Here is a 15667-nt window from a genome sequence, read left to right as displayed (position 1 = left end):
GACAGTGCCGATCGATGCCCTGCTCGCCGAGGAACTCACCCTGCGCGAGAGCCGGCGCATCAAGACGGCGCTGGTGATGGCCCGGCTCACCGCGGTCAAGACGCTCGCTGGCTTCGACTTCTCCTTCCAGCCGTCGCTCGACCGTAGCCGCATCCTGACCCTCGCGAGGGCTCGAGTTCATCGACCGCAACGAGGTCGTCCACGTCCTCGGCCAGCCCGGCACCGGCAAGTCGCACTTGGCGGTGGCACTCGGCGTCGAGGCGGTGAAGGCCGGCCGCAGCGTCTACTTCTCGACGCTCGCCGACATCATCGCCTCGCTCGCCAAGGCCGAGCGCGAGGGATGCCTGCGCGAGCGCATCCGCTGGCTCGCCCGCTCCGCGCTGCTCATCGTCGACGAGATCGGCTACCTGCCGGTCATCCCCGGCGGCGGCAACCTGTTCTTCCAGTTGGTCAACGCGGAGCTCACGAGAAGGGCGCGATGATCCTCACCTCCAACCGCGGCTTCGCCGAATGGGGCGAGGTGTTCGGCGATCCGGTCGTCGCCACCGCGCTGCTCGACCGACTCCTCCACCACGCGATCGTCATCCAGATCGAGGGATCGAGCTACCGGCTCCGCCAGCACGCCGACCTCGTTCCGGAGCACTTGCGCCGCACAACGCCCATCACCACGCCGGCCGCGCCAGCACCACGCCGCCGCGGCCGGCCACCGAAAAACAGGAGCCTCGATCAACACACCGGCTGATCACCGATCCCCGCCAACCAGGGATTTTTCGCCCGGCACTTCTCGGGAAAATTCAACCGGCGTTGACACTCGGTACGGTTGATCGGTTTGGCGACCAAAAATTTACCGGAGATTCCGCGATGACCACCGCTGTGGATAAGTAGCCGCCCGCCGCCTGACTCGTGAAGGTCGCCGCGGCCGGCTACTTACCCACAGCTCCTACACCACACCAAGGGACACGACCGGCAATACCGTCACCGCCCGGTATCGCGTTGCCTACACCTTCGAAGAAGACATGCGGCCCGTTGACTATGTCATTCGATCGACATTCACGATCGAGAACGGCAGGATAGCGAAGCAGCACGATCGCGGCAGCATCTTCACCTGGACGTGGCAGGCGTTCGGCCTACCGTACGCGCTGATCAGCTGGACGCCATACTTCAAAGCGCGAGTCCGGCGAGAGGCGCGCAAAAAGCTCGACGCCTTCATCAACGGCACCGGCAGCGCGGCGTCTGAGATCCCCTGAACCCCTTGCGGGACGGCCCGGGCAACATGCCGCTCTCGCAAACCACATTGACGGTAGGAGGCAAGGAGATGCCCGTCAGAAAAATTCGGATCAGATACGGCTCCGCGCTGGTAATGGCGATCCTGCTGTCCCACACGGTTCCAGCGTCGAGCGCCCCTAATCCGGACGCCGCGAATTGGGGCTGCTATGACCCGGAACCAGGTCATCCTAGCGCCGCGGAACGCATCGCCTTCTTCGAGAAAATCGCCGGACCCGCGCGACTCGCCGAGCAGCATCATGGAGTCCCGGCAGCCGGGCTCGCGGCAATGTCGATGCTGGAGAGCGGCTATGGTTTCACTCGTACGGCGCAGTTCGCCAACAACCTGTTCGGCTGGAAGGCGCCGCAGACCGATACGGCCAGTTATGTCCTAACCTGCCAGCCGGCCTCCGATCCGGGTAATCACTACCGCCGTTTCCCGAACTGGGCAGCGGCACTCGACTATGTCGGTAGACGACTCGGGACTGAGGCTACCCACAAGCAGTACGCGAGCGCGACCTTCGCCTATGCGCGCGAACGAGCGGCTGGCACGCAGGTCCCCGAGGCGGTACAGCACTGGGTCCAGCGCATCCAACAGGGCGGCTACAACCCCGATCCCAGCTATGTCGGCCGAGTGGTTAGAATTGCCAACAACTACCAGTCGCCTGGCGACTCCGTGTCGTCGACGCTCGACCTCTACCAGCTCTCGCAAGGATCATCGCCCACCGTGACACCGCCGGCGCCTCCCTTAGAGACTTCCGGCCAAAATGCCATGCCTGACTCGGTCGGCGGGCTGAACTCGCGCCTCGGGCCGCCACCCACATCCCTGCCGCAAGGAAAAGTGGCCGAACTCACCAAGTTTCTTGCTAAGCGTCCTCCCTACATGCGCCAGGATTGCAGCGAGATTGCCGCGCCAGGATACGAAGTCATCCCGGCCGGACCGGAACGGCCAATGCGCTGCCTCTACCACGTTGAGTCCACTAGCCCGAAGGCGAAGATCCGCGGCGTAAAGAAAGCGACGGCCGACGTGATCTTTCCGACCCCGGCGCGGATGGCGCGATGGATCATCGACAGCTGCCTGTGGGCTGGCGGGGCCGACTTAGCCGGCTGCATTGCCTTCCTGCAGACCGGACCCGCCGGCATCCTGCAGCAGTCCAGCGCCCAGTTCCCGATCGCAGGGATCGTCTTCGAGGACATGGATGCCAGGCTGATGAAAGGCTACGCGTTCCGCGATGGCCTGACCGCGAGAGTCGACGGTTGGACAAACGGCAGCGAGGCATCGCCGACGTCCGAGCAGACCAAAGCCGCTCTGGAACAGCCGCCGCTTTGGATCAGCGAGCACGCTCGGGTCGCGCGCGGCGACATCGCCGAAGTCAAGTGCCTCGATCCCTCCGCCTCGTTCGATCCGAAGCTTCGTGACGATCGCTGGCGCGACTATGTCCGCGCGCGATTTGTCGAGGCTCTGCAGGGAGATCACAACATGCTGCTGCTCGCGCAGGTCTTCGCGCACTACCACCCCGATGCTTGCATACACCGGTAAGATGAGGGACTACGATGCGTATTGCACTTGCCGCTATCCTTGGAATTCTGCTCGCCTGCGGCGCCGCTCGTGCCGCCTCGTGCCCAGACGGTCAGGAACTACCACGCATCGCGAACAAGCGCATCGTGATCGCGAAGGACACCCTGTTTTTTGCAAGCCACGACCTGCAGCTCGATCACGACGGCTCGCCGGAGGCGTATGGCGTCCGCGATCAGGGGTTGGAAGGCATTTGCAACGGGCTGGCGCCGCTGCGCCCTCCCGAGTGTCGCGGTCGCAATCGGGGAGCCTGCTTCAAGGCCTGCCAGTCAGCCTTCGCCGCGTGGTCGCGCAACGGCGCCCAGGTGGAGACGCTGGGCGACTCCATGTGCTCGATCGGCCTTGGCGGCGGCGGCTGTTCCCCGCCTTCCGTTAGGCTTCAGCCACCTCCCAGGCAGGACTGGTTCGTCAGCGAAACGTCAGTTCGCGTGGCACCTCCCCCCGGCGCGCCGATTGCCGGCTGGAGCGCTTCGCAGGCGGCACAGCTCGACCCAGCGCGCACAGCCTATTTCGTCATTCCCGGTGCCTTCCGTAAAATGCCCTGGGACGCGACGCCGGGCGACGCAGGGATCGTTCTTGATGCCAACTCCGGCCGGACCGTGGCGTTCGTTGTGGGCGATACCGGCGGGGCGCTCGACGAGGCATCGACGGCCGTGCACGCCGGTCTGCGCGGCAGCGCCTTCCCGCCGACGGGCAAGCGAACCAGCGCGCTCGGAGAGAGGGTGGACAGCTACCTCGCCGGCACCAATGGAGATTTCCGGATCGCGATTTTCCGCCATACGGCGAGCCGGAGCGGAGCCTCGACAATGCTGACGTTGACCTCCGAGAAGCTCGGGCCCTGGATCGAAGCCACCGCGCAGGCTCGCCTGCAGGCGATTGGCGGCGCGGATCGAGTGCGGGATTGCGCGAAGTGACGACAGCGCGCGTCACATGTATCCGTTTAGATCAAATTTGACAGGTTGCGATGGTGGGGGTGTCGTCTCCGAGCGTAGACATTGGAGTATCGAAGCGAGGAGACGACACGATGACGCGAGACGAGAAGATCATCCGCAACAAGGTCGGCGTGCTGGAGTTGGCGAAGCAGCTGGGCAGCGTCAGCCACGCCTGCCGGATCATGGGATTTTCCCGTGACAGCTTCTACCGGTTCAAGGACTTGTACCAGAAGGGTGGCGAGGCGGCGCTGATCGAGATGTCACGCCGGGTGCCGAACCCGAAGAACCGGGTGGTCGAGGCTGTCGAGCGGCGCATCCTCGAACTCGCCCTGGACCAGCCGGCCTGGGGACATACCCGGATGGCCAACGAGCTGGCCAAGGAGGGCATTCGGGTCTCGCCCACCGGGGTCCGCGGGGCGCCTGGGTCCGCCACGACCTCAACACCATGGCGAAACGGCTGAAGGCACTGGAAGCCAAGGTGGCGCAGGACGGCCTTATCCTGACCGAGGACCAATTGGCGGCGCTGGAGAAGACGAAGGCGGACAAGGAGGCGCATGGCGAGTTCGACAGCGCCTGTCCCGGCTACTGCGGTGCCCAGGACACCTTCTACGTCGGCACGCTGAAGGGGGTCGGTCGCATCTACCAGCAGACCTTCATCGACACCTACGCCAAGGTGGCTTCGCCAAGCTCTACGACGTCAAGACGGCGATCACGGCGGCCGATCTGCTGAATGACCGGGTGCTGCCGTTCTACGACGAGCACGACATCCCGCTCTGCCGGGTGCTGACCGATCGCGGCAGCGAATACTGCGGCAACCCGGAGCGCCACGAGTACGAGCTCTACCTGGCGATCGAGGACATCGATCACAGCCGGACCAAGACCAAGAGCCCGCAAACCAACGGGATCTGCGAGCGCTTCCACAAGACGATGCTGGACGAGTTCTACCGGGTCGCCTTCCGCAAAAAGCTCTATCGCAGCATCGCCGAGCTGCAAGCCGATCTGGACCAGTGGCTCCGCCAGTACAACGAGGTCCGCACCCACCAGGGCCGATGGTGCTACGGCAAAACGCCGATGCAGACCTTCCTTGACAGCCTGCCAATGGCCAGAGAGAAGTTGATCGATCAGGTCGCCTGCTGATCGGACCTGTCAGAGGCTCGGGGACGCACTCCCAAATCTGACACCTGTCCGACCAGGTCTGAACCGATACAGTTCGAGATATCCGACGTGGAAGCCTGTACCCCGAAGCTCAACCCCAGCGCCTGCTCGCGCGCCTGATCGGCGGCGATCTCCGCGTCGACCTGCTCGGCGTCGTAGCCGCGCTCGGCCAGCGCCTGGGTGCGGCTCTTCAGCCCCGCGACGATCTGCTCGATCTCGGCCTTGGCGTCCTTCAGCGGATCGACCCAGTCCCACTTCGGCGGCAACCACGAACAGGCGTGGTACGCCCGGCGGTTCCGGTCGTAGTCGGGAAGCGCCAGCACGCCCGCCAGCACGGCGGCGTCCATCCAGCGCCCCCACACCTGCCGGCACAGCTGCCAGACCATCACCGCGTGCTGGTAAGCCTCGGTCCGGCGGCGGAACTCCAGCAGCGCCAGCCGCGCGTTGGAGTAGTTCGCCTTGATCATGTCGTTGGAGAGATACGCGTAGGGAATGCCAAGCGCTGCCGAGACCTGCAGCAGCGTGCGGTATTGGAACGGCTCGTAGGTCTGACCGGAGTCGGCGGGATCGGAGGTCTGTACCTGCTCGCCCGGCTCCAGCATGACGATCTGCCCCGGCTGCAGATCTAGCGACCGCTCGCCATTCTCGTTCGTGCTCTCGGCGACGTCGAACGGCTCGGCCGGCGCCGGAGTGGTGATGAACAGCGCGTGCATCGCCGCCACCTTCTTCCGGTCGAGCTCGGCATCGTCGTACTGGTCGAGCAGGAGCAGCTTGACGATCGCCGGCGCGAACTTCGAGACGCCGCGCAGTTGGCCCGCGTCGACTGGATCGATCACGTGGATGATCTCCGACGCCGGAATGCGCACCGTCTCGCCAGCCAGACCGGGATCCGTGACGTCGCCGGAATGGCGGCGCAGGAAGTGATAGGCTGCCCTGCGGCCGATGCGGTCGAGTTCGATGCCCTGGCGGATGACGGTGCCGCCTCATCCAGATTGTCGCGCCATAGGCAGCATCTCCGCCGGCAGCATCTGCAGCTGCAAGGGAACCTGCAGCCCGTCCTCCGGCCGGCGCGGGCGGAAGCGGAAGAACACCTCGCCGGCGATGAACACTTCGCGGGCGGCGCGGCGCTGCAGCCCGTAGAGGTCAGTCATTCCGTCGGCATCGGCGTCGTCGGTCCACTCCAGCCACAGCTTCTGCACCGCTGCCTTCAGTTGGGCATCGGCGATCAGCGACGACGGCTTGATGCCGGCGCCGACCACGTTGCCGGCCCAGCTGTCGATGGCGTTGGCCGCGTAGCCGTTGTTGCGGATCAACCAGCGGGCGCGCGCGGTGATGTCGGCGCCGGCCGCGGCGATCAGCGTGTTGAGGTGCGCACGGCTCGGCTGAAAGCCTTTCAGCCGGCGGTTGGCGAGTCCCGCCTCGAAGCCGCCGATGAAGGCGCCGACGCGACGGCGCCATTGCGTCAGCACCCCGGGCATCAGAGACCTTTCGTGGCCGAGGTGAAGATCCTGCGCCGCGGCGTGCCGGTCTCGGCCTGGGCGATGCGCTTTTCCAGATCGGCGAGTGCTGCCGCCATCTCGACGTCGGTGGCATAGGTGACTCGCCGGCCGTCGTATTCGACGGTGCGGACGCCGCGGTAACGGGCCGCCAGCAGCGCGTCGCGCTGCGCGGTCATCTCCTCAAAGGTCATCGGTCAGCTCACGTAGCTGGAGCGGAACACGCGCCGGCCGCGGCGCGGCGCTGCCATCAGGCGGCCGGCCGTCGGCAACGGCTCGTCGGCCTCGGGCGTCGATACGCTCGTCTCTTCGTCGCGAGCCTTGGGCGCCACCTGCGCCTCCAGTTCGCTCCACTTGCGCTCCGGCCAGCGGTCGGCGCCGGCGATCCAGGCGGCCGCCCGGGCATAGACCCGGCAGTCGAGCGCCTCGTTGCGTTCGCGCAACTTCTGCCATTCGAGGCGGGTGAAGCCGCGCCTGGTCTTGACGGTGACCAACTGCTCGGCGACCAGCTGCTTCACCCACTCGGCGTCGACGCCGCGCGGCAGATGGATAAAGCCTGCCGGATACCAATCCGTTGACTCCTCGCCCGTCGGCGCTGCCGACCGCAGGAAGCGGTAGGTCTCGCTCTTGAACGTGGCCACCGCCACCGTCCACAGCCGGGCGCCGCGCTTGATCTTCACCCCGCCTTCCGTGGCATCGACGTTGGTCGGCCCGGCCACCGGCGTCGTCCGGTCGAAGCCGTCGACGCCCTTGATCGCCATCACCTGGCCGACACTCTGGCGGCGCGTCCAGGCGTAGACCTCGGTGGTGTACTGGCCACCGGTATCGATCGCGAGGCGGGCGAGACGCAGCTCGGCGCCGCCGGCGTGCGGCCAGGTGCGGCCGAGCAGCTCGCACAGCGCCGCCCAGGTCGCCGGCTCGGCCGGGCTGCCGTCGATGATCAGGTGATCGACCAGCCAGCTTTCCAGGCCGCGGCCCCAGGCCCAGATCGAGACCTCGATGCGGTCCTTCTGCACGTCGGCGCCGGCGGTCAGCAGCAACCCGCCGGCCGGCACGGTGCCGAGAGGGTAGTCCTCGCGGCGGTCATAAAGCCGCTGCCAGTCCGGCGCTTCACCGGCCTCGAACCAGGTCTCGCCGAGCACGGTGTTCCTGAAGCTGCGCTTGGCCTCGTCGTTGCCCTGAGCCGCTTCCCAGTCCCGCGCAATCTGCGCCCATGAGTACCAGCCGAGCGGCGAGTAGAGCGCCGAGAGGTGGAAGCCGATAGTGCCCTGATCCGCCGACCGCGCCGTCGGCCGCCACTGGCCGGCGGCCAGCATCCTCGTCTTGTGATGCTCGCCGAAACTGCCGTCGCAGACCTCGCAGACGTAAGCAACGCTCGCCGGATTCCCCCAGTCCCAGCGCAGCCGCTCGAACTTCAGCCACTGCGGCGCCCCGCACAGCGGGCACGGCAGGAAGAAGCGCCGCTGGTCCGAGGCCTCGAACTCGCGCTCGATCCGGCTCAGCCCCTTCACCGTCGGCGTCGACGCCAGGAACACCTTGCGCCGCCAGGAGTAGGTCCGCGTTCGCGCCTCGGCGAGCGCCACCGGCTCGCCCTCGGCGTCGGCCGACAGCGGATAGGCGTCGACCTCGTCGAGAAACAGGTAGCGCACCGGCATCGAGCGCAGGCCGACGGCGCTGTTCGCCCCGGTCATCACCAGGATGCCGCCGGGGAACTCCTTCGACAGCTGGGTATTGCCGGCATCGCGCGAGCGCGCCGGCGCGACCTTGTCGCGCAGCACCGGGCTCTCGTCGATCAGCGGGTCGACCCGCTGCTGCGAGAACCGCTTCGCCAGCTCCACCGTCGGCTGCACCGCCAGCATCGGCCCCGGCGCGTGATGAATGACGTAGCCGATCCAGTTGTTGCCGGCCTCGGTGGCGCCGATCTGCGCGCCTTTCATCACCACCACCCGCTGTGCCGGATGCGAGGGCGACAGCGCGTCCATGATCTCGCCCAGATAGGGCGTGCGGCTGGTGCGCCAGCGCCCGGCCTCGTTGGCGCCGCGCGGGCTCAGCAGCCGGTGGCTGTCGGCCCACGCCGAGACGGTGAGCGCCGGGTCCGGCCTGCGGCCGTCGCGCCAGCCGCGCAGCAGCTCCGGTCCGCCCTTGAAGTCGATGTCGTAGCCGGCATCGAGATCCGGGCCGGTGCCGAGGCCGCTATCGCAAGTCGCATCGGACCTCGGCGAGGCTTGCGAGGTGCTCTCGTACATGGCTCTCCAGCACCGTTTGCAGGGTGTGCGCCTCGACGCCGAGTTCAGCCGCCATCAGCGACGCGACGCGCGCCGGCCAGCCGAGCCAGACGTCGCGCTCCTGGCGTGCCAGCCGGAACACCAGCGCCACCGCGCGGGCTCGGTCGACCAGCTCGCCCTCCTTCTGCTGCACCTCCATCCGCCGCAGCCGCGCCTTCAGCACTTCGTTGGCGGTGCGCGCCTGCAGGAAGGTCATGCCGCTTGCCGGCGCCGTCAGCCCTTGCTCCTTCAGCGTCTCGCCGACCGCCGCAACGGCGGCCTCCGGGACCGGCCGGAAGCCCGGTGGTGATGACGGCGTATGGCTGCGCTGCTTCGAAGGATCGGTCGCCTGCGCCCGGCGGGCGTCCGACGCCGCCACATCGACCGAGCCGTCCGGATGCAGCACCAGCCGACCCGAGCTGCGCGCCTTCTGTACCGCGCCGCGCGAGACGCCGGCGTGCCGCGCGTACTCGCGCTCGCTCATGCCGAGACGCTCGCCGCTCATCGAGCGAATCCGATCCGGGTCAAAAAGCAATGAAACGACAGCGGATTAGACTTGAGGTCCGAGTGCGCTTGCGCCCTGATGCGCTGGTCGTTGCGGCCCGCCCGGGACCCTTCGACGATCCGCCCCGCAGCGGCATCGGCCGCCGGGGCTGGGGGTGGTAGCAGCGCTGCGATCGTCGCCGCGCACTGGTTCCGAAAGGACGCCACCATGACCGACCTCGGCAAGTTGCAGCTCAATGCCATCCTCAGCGCACTCGACGGCCAGCCGCGCAATCCCAACAGCAAGGACGCGGCGCTGCGCCGCATCGGCGCGCACGCCGAACGCTTCGGTCTCGGCCTCGACGACCTGCTCGCCGCCGCCGGCGGCTTTCTCGACGGACGGATGAGTGCCGAGTCGTTCCGCACCAGCCTGCAGGACGATGCCGCCGAAGCGGCCGGACTGATCGCGCCGCTCGAAGACGATGCCACCGACATCGAGACCGCGTGTGCCGCCCCGGTGCCCGCAGGTGAGCCGGCTTCGGCGGAGAACGCGACCACCACGGTTGTGGACGAAGCCGCGCCCCTGGCCACCGGAGCCGCGCCGGAACCGAGCGCGGAGCAGCCCGCCAAGGTTCGCAAGCATCGTGACGGCACCAAGGAGGCGATGCTGATCGACATGCTGCGCCGACCCGAAGGTGCGACCATCGCCCAGATCATGGCAGCGACTGGCTGGCTTGGACACACCGTGAGGGGTGCCTTTGCCGGCGCTCTGAAGAAGAAGCGCGGCCTCATCGTGACCTCGGAGAAGAAGGATGGCGGCGAGCGGGTGTACCACCTCGCCGACTGATCCACCCCCGCTCACGCAGGATATCGCCGGGCTCGCCGCCCGGCGGTATTGCTCATGCCGCATCTCGAAGCCGCTCCGCGGCCAGCTCGTCGAAGCTTCGTCCGCTGCCCTCCAGGACCGCCTGCTTGCCGGTCGCCGTCTGCCAGCGTTTGACGGCGACATCGACGTAGACCGGGCTGATCTCGATGGCGTAGACGCGCCGCGCCGTCTGCTCGCCGGCGATGATCTGCGAGCCGGAGCCGCTGAACGGCTCGAAGCAGATCTCGCCCGGCCGCGCATGCTGGCGCATCGGCAGCGCGAACACCTCGATCGGCTTCGACGTCGGATGCTCCGTCTTCTCGCCGACCTTGACCGTCGGGATGGTCCAGACGGTGCTCGGATAATCGTCGGACAGGCGCGGCGGCTTGTGGCCACGCAGCCAGCCGAAGAAGCACGGTTCGTGCTGCCAGAGGTAGTACGAGCGGGTCAGGATGCCGCGGTCCTTGGCCCAGACGATCTGCTGGTGGACGAACGCGCCGAACTTCTCCCACACCCCTTCGACCATCGCCTGCCGGCGGCTGGCGTGCCGTATCTGCTCAGGTGGTTGGCGATTTTTGGGTTGCGGGGTCGGGCTGGATGTGAGTCAAGGTATGGATGACTCTGCCGTTCCGATACCGCTTGAGCGACGATGAGAAGGACGCACTGCTTTCCGAGCAGGCAGCGCTGATCGAACGTCAGGCGGCGCGGATTACGGAACTCGAGGCGCTGCTGGCGCGGCCGAAGAAGACGTCACGGAACAGCCACACGCCGCCGTCGCAGGACCGCAAGCCGGGCGGAAGCGGGGACAAGAAGCATGGCGAGCGGCGCAAGCTGCGGCCCTCGCGTCCGGGCTCGGCGCGATCGCTGAGCGAGGTGCCGGACGAGACGATCAAGCGGCTGGCCACCACGTGTCCGCATTGTGCCGCCGACGTTTCGGGCCAGAGGCAGATCTGCCGCCATCGCTACGATCACATCGACATCCCGCCAATCGCACCGGTGGTGACCCGTGTTGAGCTGTTCGGCGGGCGCTGTGCTGCCTGCGGCCGCCGCTTCCGCGCCGCCCCGCCGGACGGCATGCCGCTGGGAACACCCTTTGGGGCGTCAATCCAGGCGCTGCTTTTGTATCTGCACCACAGCCATCATGTCGGTTTCGAGCGGCTGGCGCGGATGATGGCGGAGCTGTTCGGGCTGGTGATCTCCGAGGGTGCCATCGCCAACGCCTTCCGCCGCGCTGAAACAGCGATGACGGCGGCGTGCGCCGCGATCAAGGAAAGGCTGCTGGCCGCCCGGGTGATCGCCTCGGACGAGACCACCGCCCGCATCGACGGCGCCACCCACTGGCATTGGGTGTTCGTCACCACCAAGGCGGTGCTGCACCAGATCGCACCCCGCCGGGCGAAAGCGGTCGCCGAAGAGGTGCTGGGCGAGCACCGGCCGGCGGTCTGGGTGTCCGACCGCTACGCCGGCCAGCAGGATCTGGCGCCCGCGCATCAGGTCTGTCTCGCCCACCTCCTGCGTGACGTCCAGTATGCCATCGACTGCGGCGACACCGTCTTCGCGCCCCGGCTGCGCGATCTGCTGCGCTGGGCGATCCGCATCGGCCGACGGCGAGATGCCCTGCGGCCGGCGACCCTCGCCACCTATCACGCCCGCGCCGAACGCCGCCTCGATGCGCTCGTGGCCACACCCGCGGCGCATCCCGCCGGCCGCGAGCTGCAAACCGCAGTCAAGGCGTGGCGGACGAAGTTCTTCGTCTTCCTCGAAGACCCCGACGTGCCAGCCACCAACAACGCCTGCGAGCGAGAAATCCGTCCGTCCGTCGTGTTCCGCAAGGTCACCGGCGGCTTTCGCTCCGAATGGGGCGCACACATCCACGCCGGATACCGATCCGTCACCAGCACCGCAGGGCTCCACGGCCAAACCGCCCGGCAAGCCATCGCCCAACTCCTCGCCGGCACCTTCCAGACCACGCCCGCAGCTTTATAGCCAGGGGGGTGAGCAGATACGGCGTGCCAGCAGTACCAGGCCGCGTTCGGTGAGATCGCGTGCTCCACTGCCGTGCGGACGAAGCCTTCGTAGAGCTCGGGACCCTGGCTGGAGTCGTCCCAGCTGACGCCGTAGGTGTCGCCCCAATCTTTGTTCTTGTCCGGCCAACCCTGCTTCGACGGATGGTTGGTGCCGTCGTAGTCGACCAGATACGGCGGGTCGGTGGCGAACAGGATCGCCTTCCGACCGTCCATCACCCGGATCACGTCTTCGGCCTTGGTGCTGTCGCCGCACAGCAGCCGGTGCTCGCCCAGCAGCCACAGGTCGCCGCTGCGCGAGACCGGGTTGGCCGGCGGCTCGGGAACGACGTCCTCATTCGCCAGGCCATCATCCTCGTCAAGACCGGCCAACAGCCGGTCCAGGTCCTCGCCCTCGAAGCCGGTGAGGCCCAGGTCGAAGCCGCCGGCGTCGAGCGCCTGCAGCTCGGCCGCCAACAACTCTTCGTCCCAGCCGGACAGCTCGGACAGCCGGTTGTCGGCAATCCGATACGCACGCACCTGCTCGGGCGTCAGGTGCGCCAGGCGAATGACCGGCACCTGCTTCAGCCCGAGCTGCTGTGCCGCCAGCAGCCGGCCGTGACCGGCGACGATCTCGTCGTCGTCCGCCACCATCACCGGCGCCGTCCAGCCGTACTCGACCAGCGAGGCGGCGATCTTGGCGATCTGATCGTCCGAGTGTGTCCGCGCGTTGCGCGCATACGGCTTCAGCCGCGCGATCGGCCATTGCTCGATCTGCTCGGGCAGGAATGGAAGCATCGTCGTTACATCCGAAAGGGAGAAGCGAAAGGCTGGCGGCTCTGGTCGGCTGGCTTCCGGGTGGACTCCAGGGTGGCTTCCTGGCTTCCCGGGTGGCTTCCTGGAGTCCACCTGGAAGCCGGACTCCGGAGTCCACCTGGAAGCCACCCTGGGGTCCAGGCTAACTCTCTGCAGTATCAGGTTTTTCTGGCTGAGGGTGGCTTCCTGGCTTCCCGGGTGGCTTCCTGGACCCCGGCTGGAAGCCGGACTCCGGAGTCCACTCGGAAGCCACCCTGGAGTCCAGGCTAACTCTTTGTTATATCAAGTTTTTCTGGCTGAGGGTGGCTTCTGGCCGGGGGGTGGCTTCTGGCCGGGGGGTGGCTTCCCAAAATTTGCGGCTGTCGCTGGAGAGGTATCGGGCTGGCCACCCCCATTTACCACTTTCGCGGGAAGGGACCCGTACATCTTGCGGTGCCGACGATGCGCTCGATACCTTCCGCGATGGCGGTCTGTCCTGGCGCAGTTCCTAATCTCCGGTGGTTATACCAAGTCTATGGCCGCGTGTCAAGCGAAATAGGACTGTTGGCCTATACAGCTTCATGGCGATGGGCGGGACGTGGGGCCCCAGCGGGCCTCGTCGCGGAAGCCCGACCATCTCGCGCTGGACCGCCGAGCAGAGTTGGGCCGTTACGACGTTATTCGCCAATTGCGTCAATTGGGGCCGGCTCCCACCCAAGTCCGCTGTGGTGCCGATTTCGGCTGCGCCGACTCGTCCTACGGCAAGTCCCTGTGGGCCGTACGCGAGTTAGGCTCTGAACTCAAATCGGTTGTGCTGCGCGGGCGGTCGTGATTCAAGCTCTGAAACGGCCGGGAGCCTGGTTCATGCGGTTTGATCTTACGGAAGAGGAATGGCGGCTCATCGAGCCGGTGTTGCCGCCGGTCCGGCAGGGCGGCGCACGTCGGGACGATCGGCAGGTGCTCGACGGCATCTTCTACGTGCTGCGCACCGGCATCCCCTGGGATGATCTGCCGGCGCGCTACGGCCCGCACACCACGGCCTACAACCGCTTCAACCGGTGGGCGGCGCAAGGCATCTGGCAGCGCTTGTTCGAGGAGTTGGCGCGACGCCGCCCTGCGAGCGTCGAGATGATCGACAGCACGGCGATCAAGGCGCATCGCGCGGCGGCCGGGGCGGAAAAAGGGGGCTCGGCACCGAGGCGCGAGCGCATGCCGAGGCGATCGGCCGGTCGCGCGGCGGCCGCACCACCAAGCTCCATGCCATCGTCGACGAACTCGGCCGCATCCGGCGCTTCGTCCTGACCGGCGGCCACGAACACGACATGGCCGGGGTCGATCCGCTGCTGCTCGAACACCCGGCGCCGGCGGCCACGGTCATCGCCGACAAAGCCTATGACGCCAGCAGGCTGCGGTCGGCCCTGGCCGAACGCGGGTCGCGCGCCGTCATCCCGTTCCGCAGTACCGCCAAGGCGCCCCAGCCGCTCGACCGCACACTCTACGCCCAACGCAACCTCATCGAGCGCGCCTTCAACTGAACCGCGCCGGGTTTGCCGGAGGCTCCGAACCTTGAGAGGATGGAGCAATGGATAAGCCCGAGACCGCTGCGAAGTTTTCGCCTGAGGTGCGCGAGCGCGCCGTTCGGATGGTATTCGAGCACCGTCACGAATATCCCTCACAGTGGGCGACGATCGGTTCGATCGCGCCGAAGATCGGATGCACGCGGCAGACGCTGCTCACCTGGGTGCGCTGTGCCGAACGGAACCAGGGCCTGCGGCCGGGCCCCACGAGCGAAGAGCGTGAGCGGATCAAAGCGTTGGAGCGAGAGAACCGCGAGTTGCGCCAGGCCAATGAGATCCTGCGCAAGGCCAGCGCCTATTTTGCCCTGGCGGAGCTCGACCGCCGGTCGAAACCATGATCGCGTTTATCGACGATCACCGTGGGTCTTTCGGGTTCGAGCCGATCTGCAAGGTGCTGCCGGTCGCCCCGTCCACGTACTACGCCCACGTCACCCGGCGGGCCGATCCGGCAAAGCGATCGGCACGGGCCCGGAGTGACGCGGCCCTGAAGATCGAGATCCGGCGCGTGTTCGACGAGAATTTTCAGGTCTACGGTGTTCGCAAGGTCTGGCGTCAGCTTCGGCGCGAAGGCTTCGACGTCGCGCGCTGCACGGTGGTGCGGCTGATGAAGGCCATGGATCTGCAGGGCGTAATCCGCGGCAAATCCACGCGGACGACGGTCAGCGACAAGGCCACCCCGTGTCCGCTCGACCGGGTGAACCGAGACTTCGAGGCGCCAGCGCCCAACAGGCTCTGGGTGTCCGATTTCACCTACGTCTCGACCTGGATGGGTTTCGTCTATGTCGCCTTCGTCATCGACGCCTATGCACGCAGGATCGTCGGCTGGCGCGTCAGCCGCAGCGCGCCGGCGGGCTTCGTTCTCGACGCCCTGGAGCAGGCGCTTCACGCCCGACGTCCTTTCGCGCCCGGCGGGCTCGTGCACCACAGCGACCGCGGGAGCCAGTACCTCTCGATCAAGTACACCGAGCGCCTCGCCGAAGCCGGCATCGAGCCCTCGGTCGGCAGCGTCGGCGACAGCTATGATAACGCCCTCGCCGAGAGTGTGATCGGCTTGTTCAAGGCCGAAGTGATCTGGCGCCGCGGCCCCTGGCGCACACTGGAAGCCGTCGAGTTCGCCACGCTCGAATGGAGCGACTGGTTCAACAACCGCCGTCTCCTCGAGCCGATCGGCAACATCCCGCCGGCCGAGGCGGAAGCCGCGTACTACACTCAGCTTGAGGCAACCCCGATGGCTGCGTAGAACTCAAACAAACATGCC

General features: G+C 67.1%; 12 protein-coding genes, 4 pseudogenes and 1 other annotated feature. Of the genes and pseudogenes, 10 read left to right on the top strand and 6 right to left on the bottom strand.

The genetic code is table 11. The features are described 5' to 3' along the window. Window positions 1-76 precede the first annotated feature (76 nt). The 5 genes and pseudogenes from IPK66_15445 (at window position 77) to IPK66_15425 (ending at window position 4908) form a co-directional block, all read left to right on the top strand. Window positions 77-742 (top strand): annotated as a pseudogene (locus tag IPK66_15445) (ATP-binding protein). 274 nt (window positions 743-1016) lie between these two features. Continuing rightward, entirely contained in the window at window positions 1017-1247 is a 231-nt protein-coding gene (locus IPK66_15440) for a hypothetical protein (protein MBK8176603.1), read from the top strand. A gap of 68 nt (window positions 1248-1315) precedes the next feature. Next, entirely contained in the window at window positions 1316-2803 is a 1488-nt protein-coding gene (locus IPK66_15435) for a glucosaminidase domain-containing protein (protein MBK8176602.1), read from the top strand. Between the two features lie 14 nt (window positions 2804-2817). After that, window positions 2818-3753 (top strand): hypothetical protein, encoded by a 936-nt coding sequence (locus tag IPK66_15430; GenBank protein ID MBK8176601.1) that lies wholly within the window; start codon window positions 2818-2820, stop codon window positions 3751-3753. A 110-nt stretch (window positions 3754-3863) separates the two neighbouring features. Beyond that, window positions 3864-4908: pseudogene (locus IPK66_15425) on the top strand (IS481 family transposase). On the opposite strand, the pseudogene IPK66_15420 reads toward IPK66_15425, so the two are convergent. The 4 genes and pseudogenes from IPK66_15420 to IPK66_15405 form a co-directional block, all read right to left on the bottom strand. After that, window positions 4893-6404 (bottom strand): annotated as a pseudogene (locus IPK66_15420) (phage portal protein). The pseudogenes IPK66_15425 and IPK66_15420 sit on opposite strands and share 16 nt — an antisense overlap. Next, window positions 6404-6616, bottom strand: coding sequence for a hypothetical protein (locus IPK66_15415; protein ID MBK8176600.1), 213 nt, complete (start codon window positions 6614-6616; stop codon window positions 6404-6406). Before IPK66_15415 ends, IPK66_15420 begins: the two are co-directional and overlap by 1 nt. A 3-nt stretch (window positions 6617-6619) precedes the next feature. Continuing rightward, window positions 6620-8668: a phage terminase large subunit family protein gene (locus IPK66_15410; protein ID MBK8176599.1), complete on the bottom strand. Its 2049-nt coding sequence runs from the start codon at window positions 8666-8668 to the stop codon at window positions 6620-6622. Then, window positions 8616-9191 carry a hypothetical protein gene (locus IPK66_15405; protein MBK8176598.1) on the bottom strand — a complete coding sequence of 192 codons (576 nt, stop codon included), beginning with the start codon at window positions 9189-9191 and terminating at the stop codon, window positions 8616-8618. Before IPK66_15405 ends, IPK66_15410 begins: the two co-directional genes overlap by 53 nt. Before the next feature lie 381 nt (window positions 9192-9572). On the opposite strand from IPK66_15405, the gene IPK66_15400 reads away from it, so the two are divergent. Next, entirely contained in the window at window positions 9573-10016 is a 444-nt protein-coding gene (locus IPK66_15400) for a DUF3489 domain-containing protein (protein MBK8176597.1), read from the top strand. Window positions 10017-10068: 52 nt separating this feature from the next. Here IPK66_15400 and IPK66_15395 read toward each other — a convergent pair whose 3' ends face one another. After that, entirely contained in the window at window positions 10069-10560 is a 492-nt protein-coding gene (locus IPK66_15395) for a site-specific DNA-methyltransferase (GenBank protein ID MBK8176596.1), read from the bottom strand. An 89-nt stretch (window positions 10561-10649) separates the two neighbouring features. On the opposite strand from IPK66_15395, the gene IPK66_15390 reads away from it, so the two are divergent. Further along, complete coding sequence (locus IPK66_15390; GenBank protein MBK8176595.1) at window positions 10650-12020, top strand: IS66 family transposase; 1371 nt, start codon at window positions 10650-10652, stop codon at window positions 12018-12020. A gap of 20 nt (window positions 12021-12040) precedes the next feature. On the opposite strand, the pseudogene IPK66_15385 reads toward IPK66_15390, so the two are convergent. Beyond that, window positions 12041-12835 (bottom strand): annotated as a pseudogene (locus IPK66_15385) (site-specific DNA-methyltransferase). Window positions 12836-13696: 861 nt separating this feature from the next. Between IPK66_15385 and IPK66_15380 the strand changes: the two are divergent. The 3 genes from IPK66_15380 to IPK66_15370 all read left to right on the top strand — a co-directional run bounded on the left by IPK66_15380 (window position 13697) and on the right by IPK66_15370 (window position 15649). After that, the gene (locus IPK66_15380; GenBank protein MBK8176594.1) at window positions 13697-14134 is read left to right on the top strand and encodes an IS5 family transposase; all 438 of its coding nucleotides are present in this window, start codon (window positions 13697-13699) and stop codon (window positions 14132-14134) included. 20 nt (window positions 14135-14154) lie between these two features. Further along, on the top strand, window positions 14155-14367 hold the full coding sequence (locus IPK66_15375) for a transposase (GenBank protein MBK8176593.1): 213 nt from the start codon (window positions 14155-14157) through the stop codon (window positions 14365-14367). A gap of 47 nt (window positions 14368-14414) precedes the next feature. Continuing rightward, a protein-coding gene (locus IPK66_15370) for an IS3 family transposase (GenBank protein ID MBK8176592.1) occupies window positions 14415-15649 on the top strand; the annotation gives its coding sequence in 2 pieces (ribosomal slippage) (window positions 14415-14709 and window positions 14709-15649; 1236 coding nt in all). Next, window positions 14702-14818, top strand: a sequence feature (AL1L pseudoknot). (Overlaps the previous gene by 117 nt.) Window positions 15650-15667: the final 18 nt, after the last annotated feature.

This window comes from Rhodospirillales bacterium (genome assembly GCA_016712595.1).
GTDB lineage: Bacteria > Pseudomonadota > Alphaproteobacteria > Rhodospirillales > Defluviicoccaceae > Defluviicoccus.
This window is presented reverse-complemented; position numbering and strand designations above follow the sequence as displayed.

Bases quoted from the DNA above. Each gene is read 5' to 3' on its own strand.
- IPK66_15440 (MBK8176603.1), top strand. From the start codon at position 1,017: ATGCGGCCCGTTGACTATGTCATTCGATCGACATTCACGATCGAGAAC.
- IPK66_15415 (MBK8176600.1), bottom strand. From the start codon at position 6,616: ATGACCTTTGAGGAGATGACCGCGCAGCGCGACGCGCTGCTGGCGGCC.
- IPK66_15435 (MBK8176602.1), top strand. From the start codon at position 1,316: ATGCCCGTCAGAAAAATTCGGATCAGATACGGCTCCGCGCTGGTAATG.
- IPK66_15380 (MBK8176594.1), top strand. From the start codon at position 13,697: ATGCGGTTTGATCTTACGGAAGAGGAATGGCGGCTCATCGAGCCGGTG.
- IPK66_15375 (MBK8176593.1), top strand. From the start codon at position 14,155: ATGGCCGGGGTCGATCCGCTGCTGCTCGAACACCCGGCGCCGGCGGCC.
- IPK66_15400 (MBK8176597.1), top strand. From the start codon at position 9,573: ATGAGTGCCGAGTCGTTCCGCACCAGCCTGCAGGACGATGCCGCCGAA.
- IPK66_15410 (MBK8176599.1), bottom strand. From the start codon at position 8,668: ATGTACGAGAGCACCTCGCAAGCCTCGCCGAGGTCCGATGCGACTTGC.
- IPK66_15390 (MBK8176595.1), top strand. From the start codon at position 10,650: ATGACTCTGCCGTTCCGATACCGCTTGAGCGACGATGAGAAGGACGCA.
- IPK66_15430 (MBK8176601.1), top strand. From the start codon at position 2,818: ATGCGTATTGCACTTGCCGCTATCCTTGGAATTCTGCTCGCCTGCGGC.
- IPK66_15405 (MBK8176598.1), bottom strand. From the start codon at position 9,191: ATGAGCGGCGAGCGTCTCGGCATGAGCGAGCGCGAGTACGCGCGGCAC.
- IPK66_15395 (MBK8176596.1), bottom strand. From the start codon at position 10,560: ATGGTCGAAGGGGTGTGGGAGAAGTTCGGCGCGTTCGTCCACCAGCAG.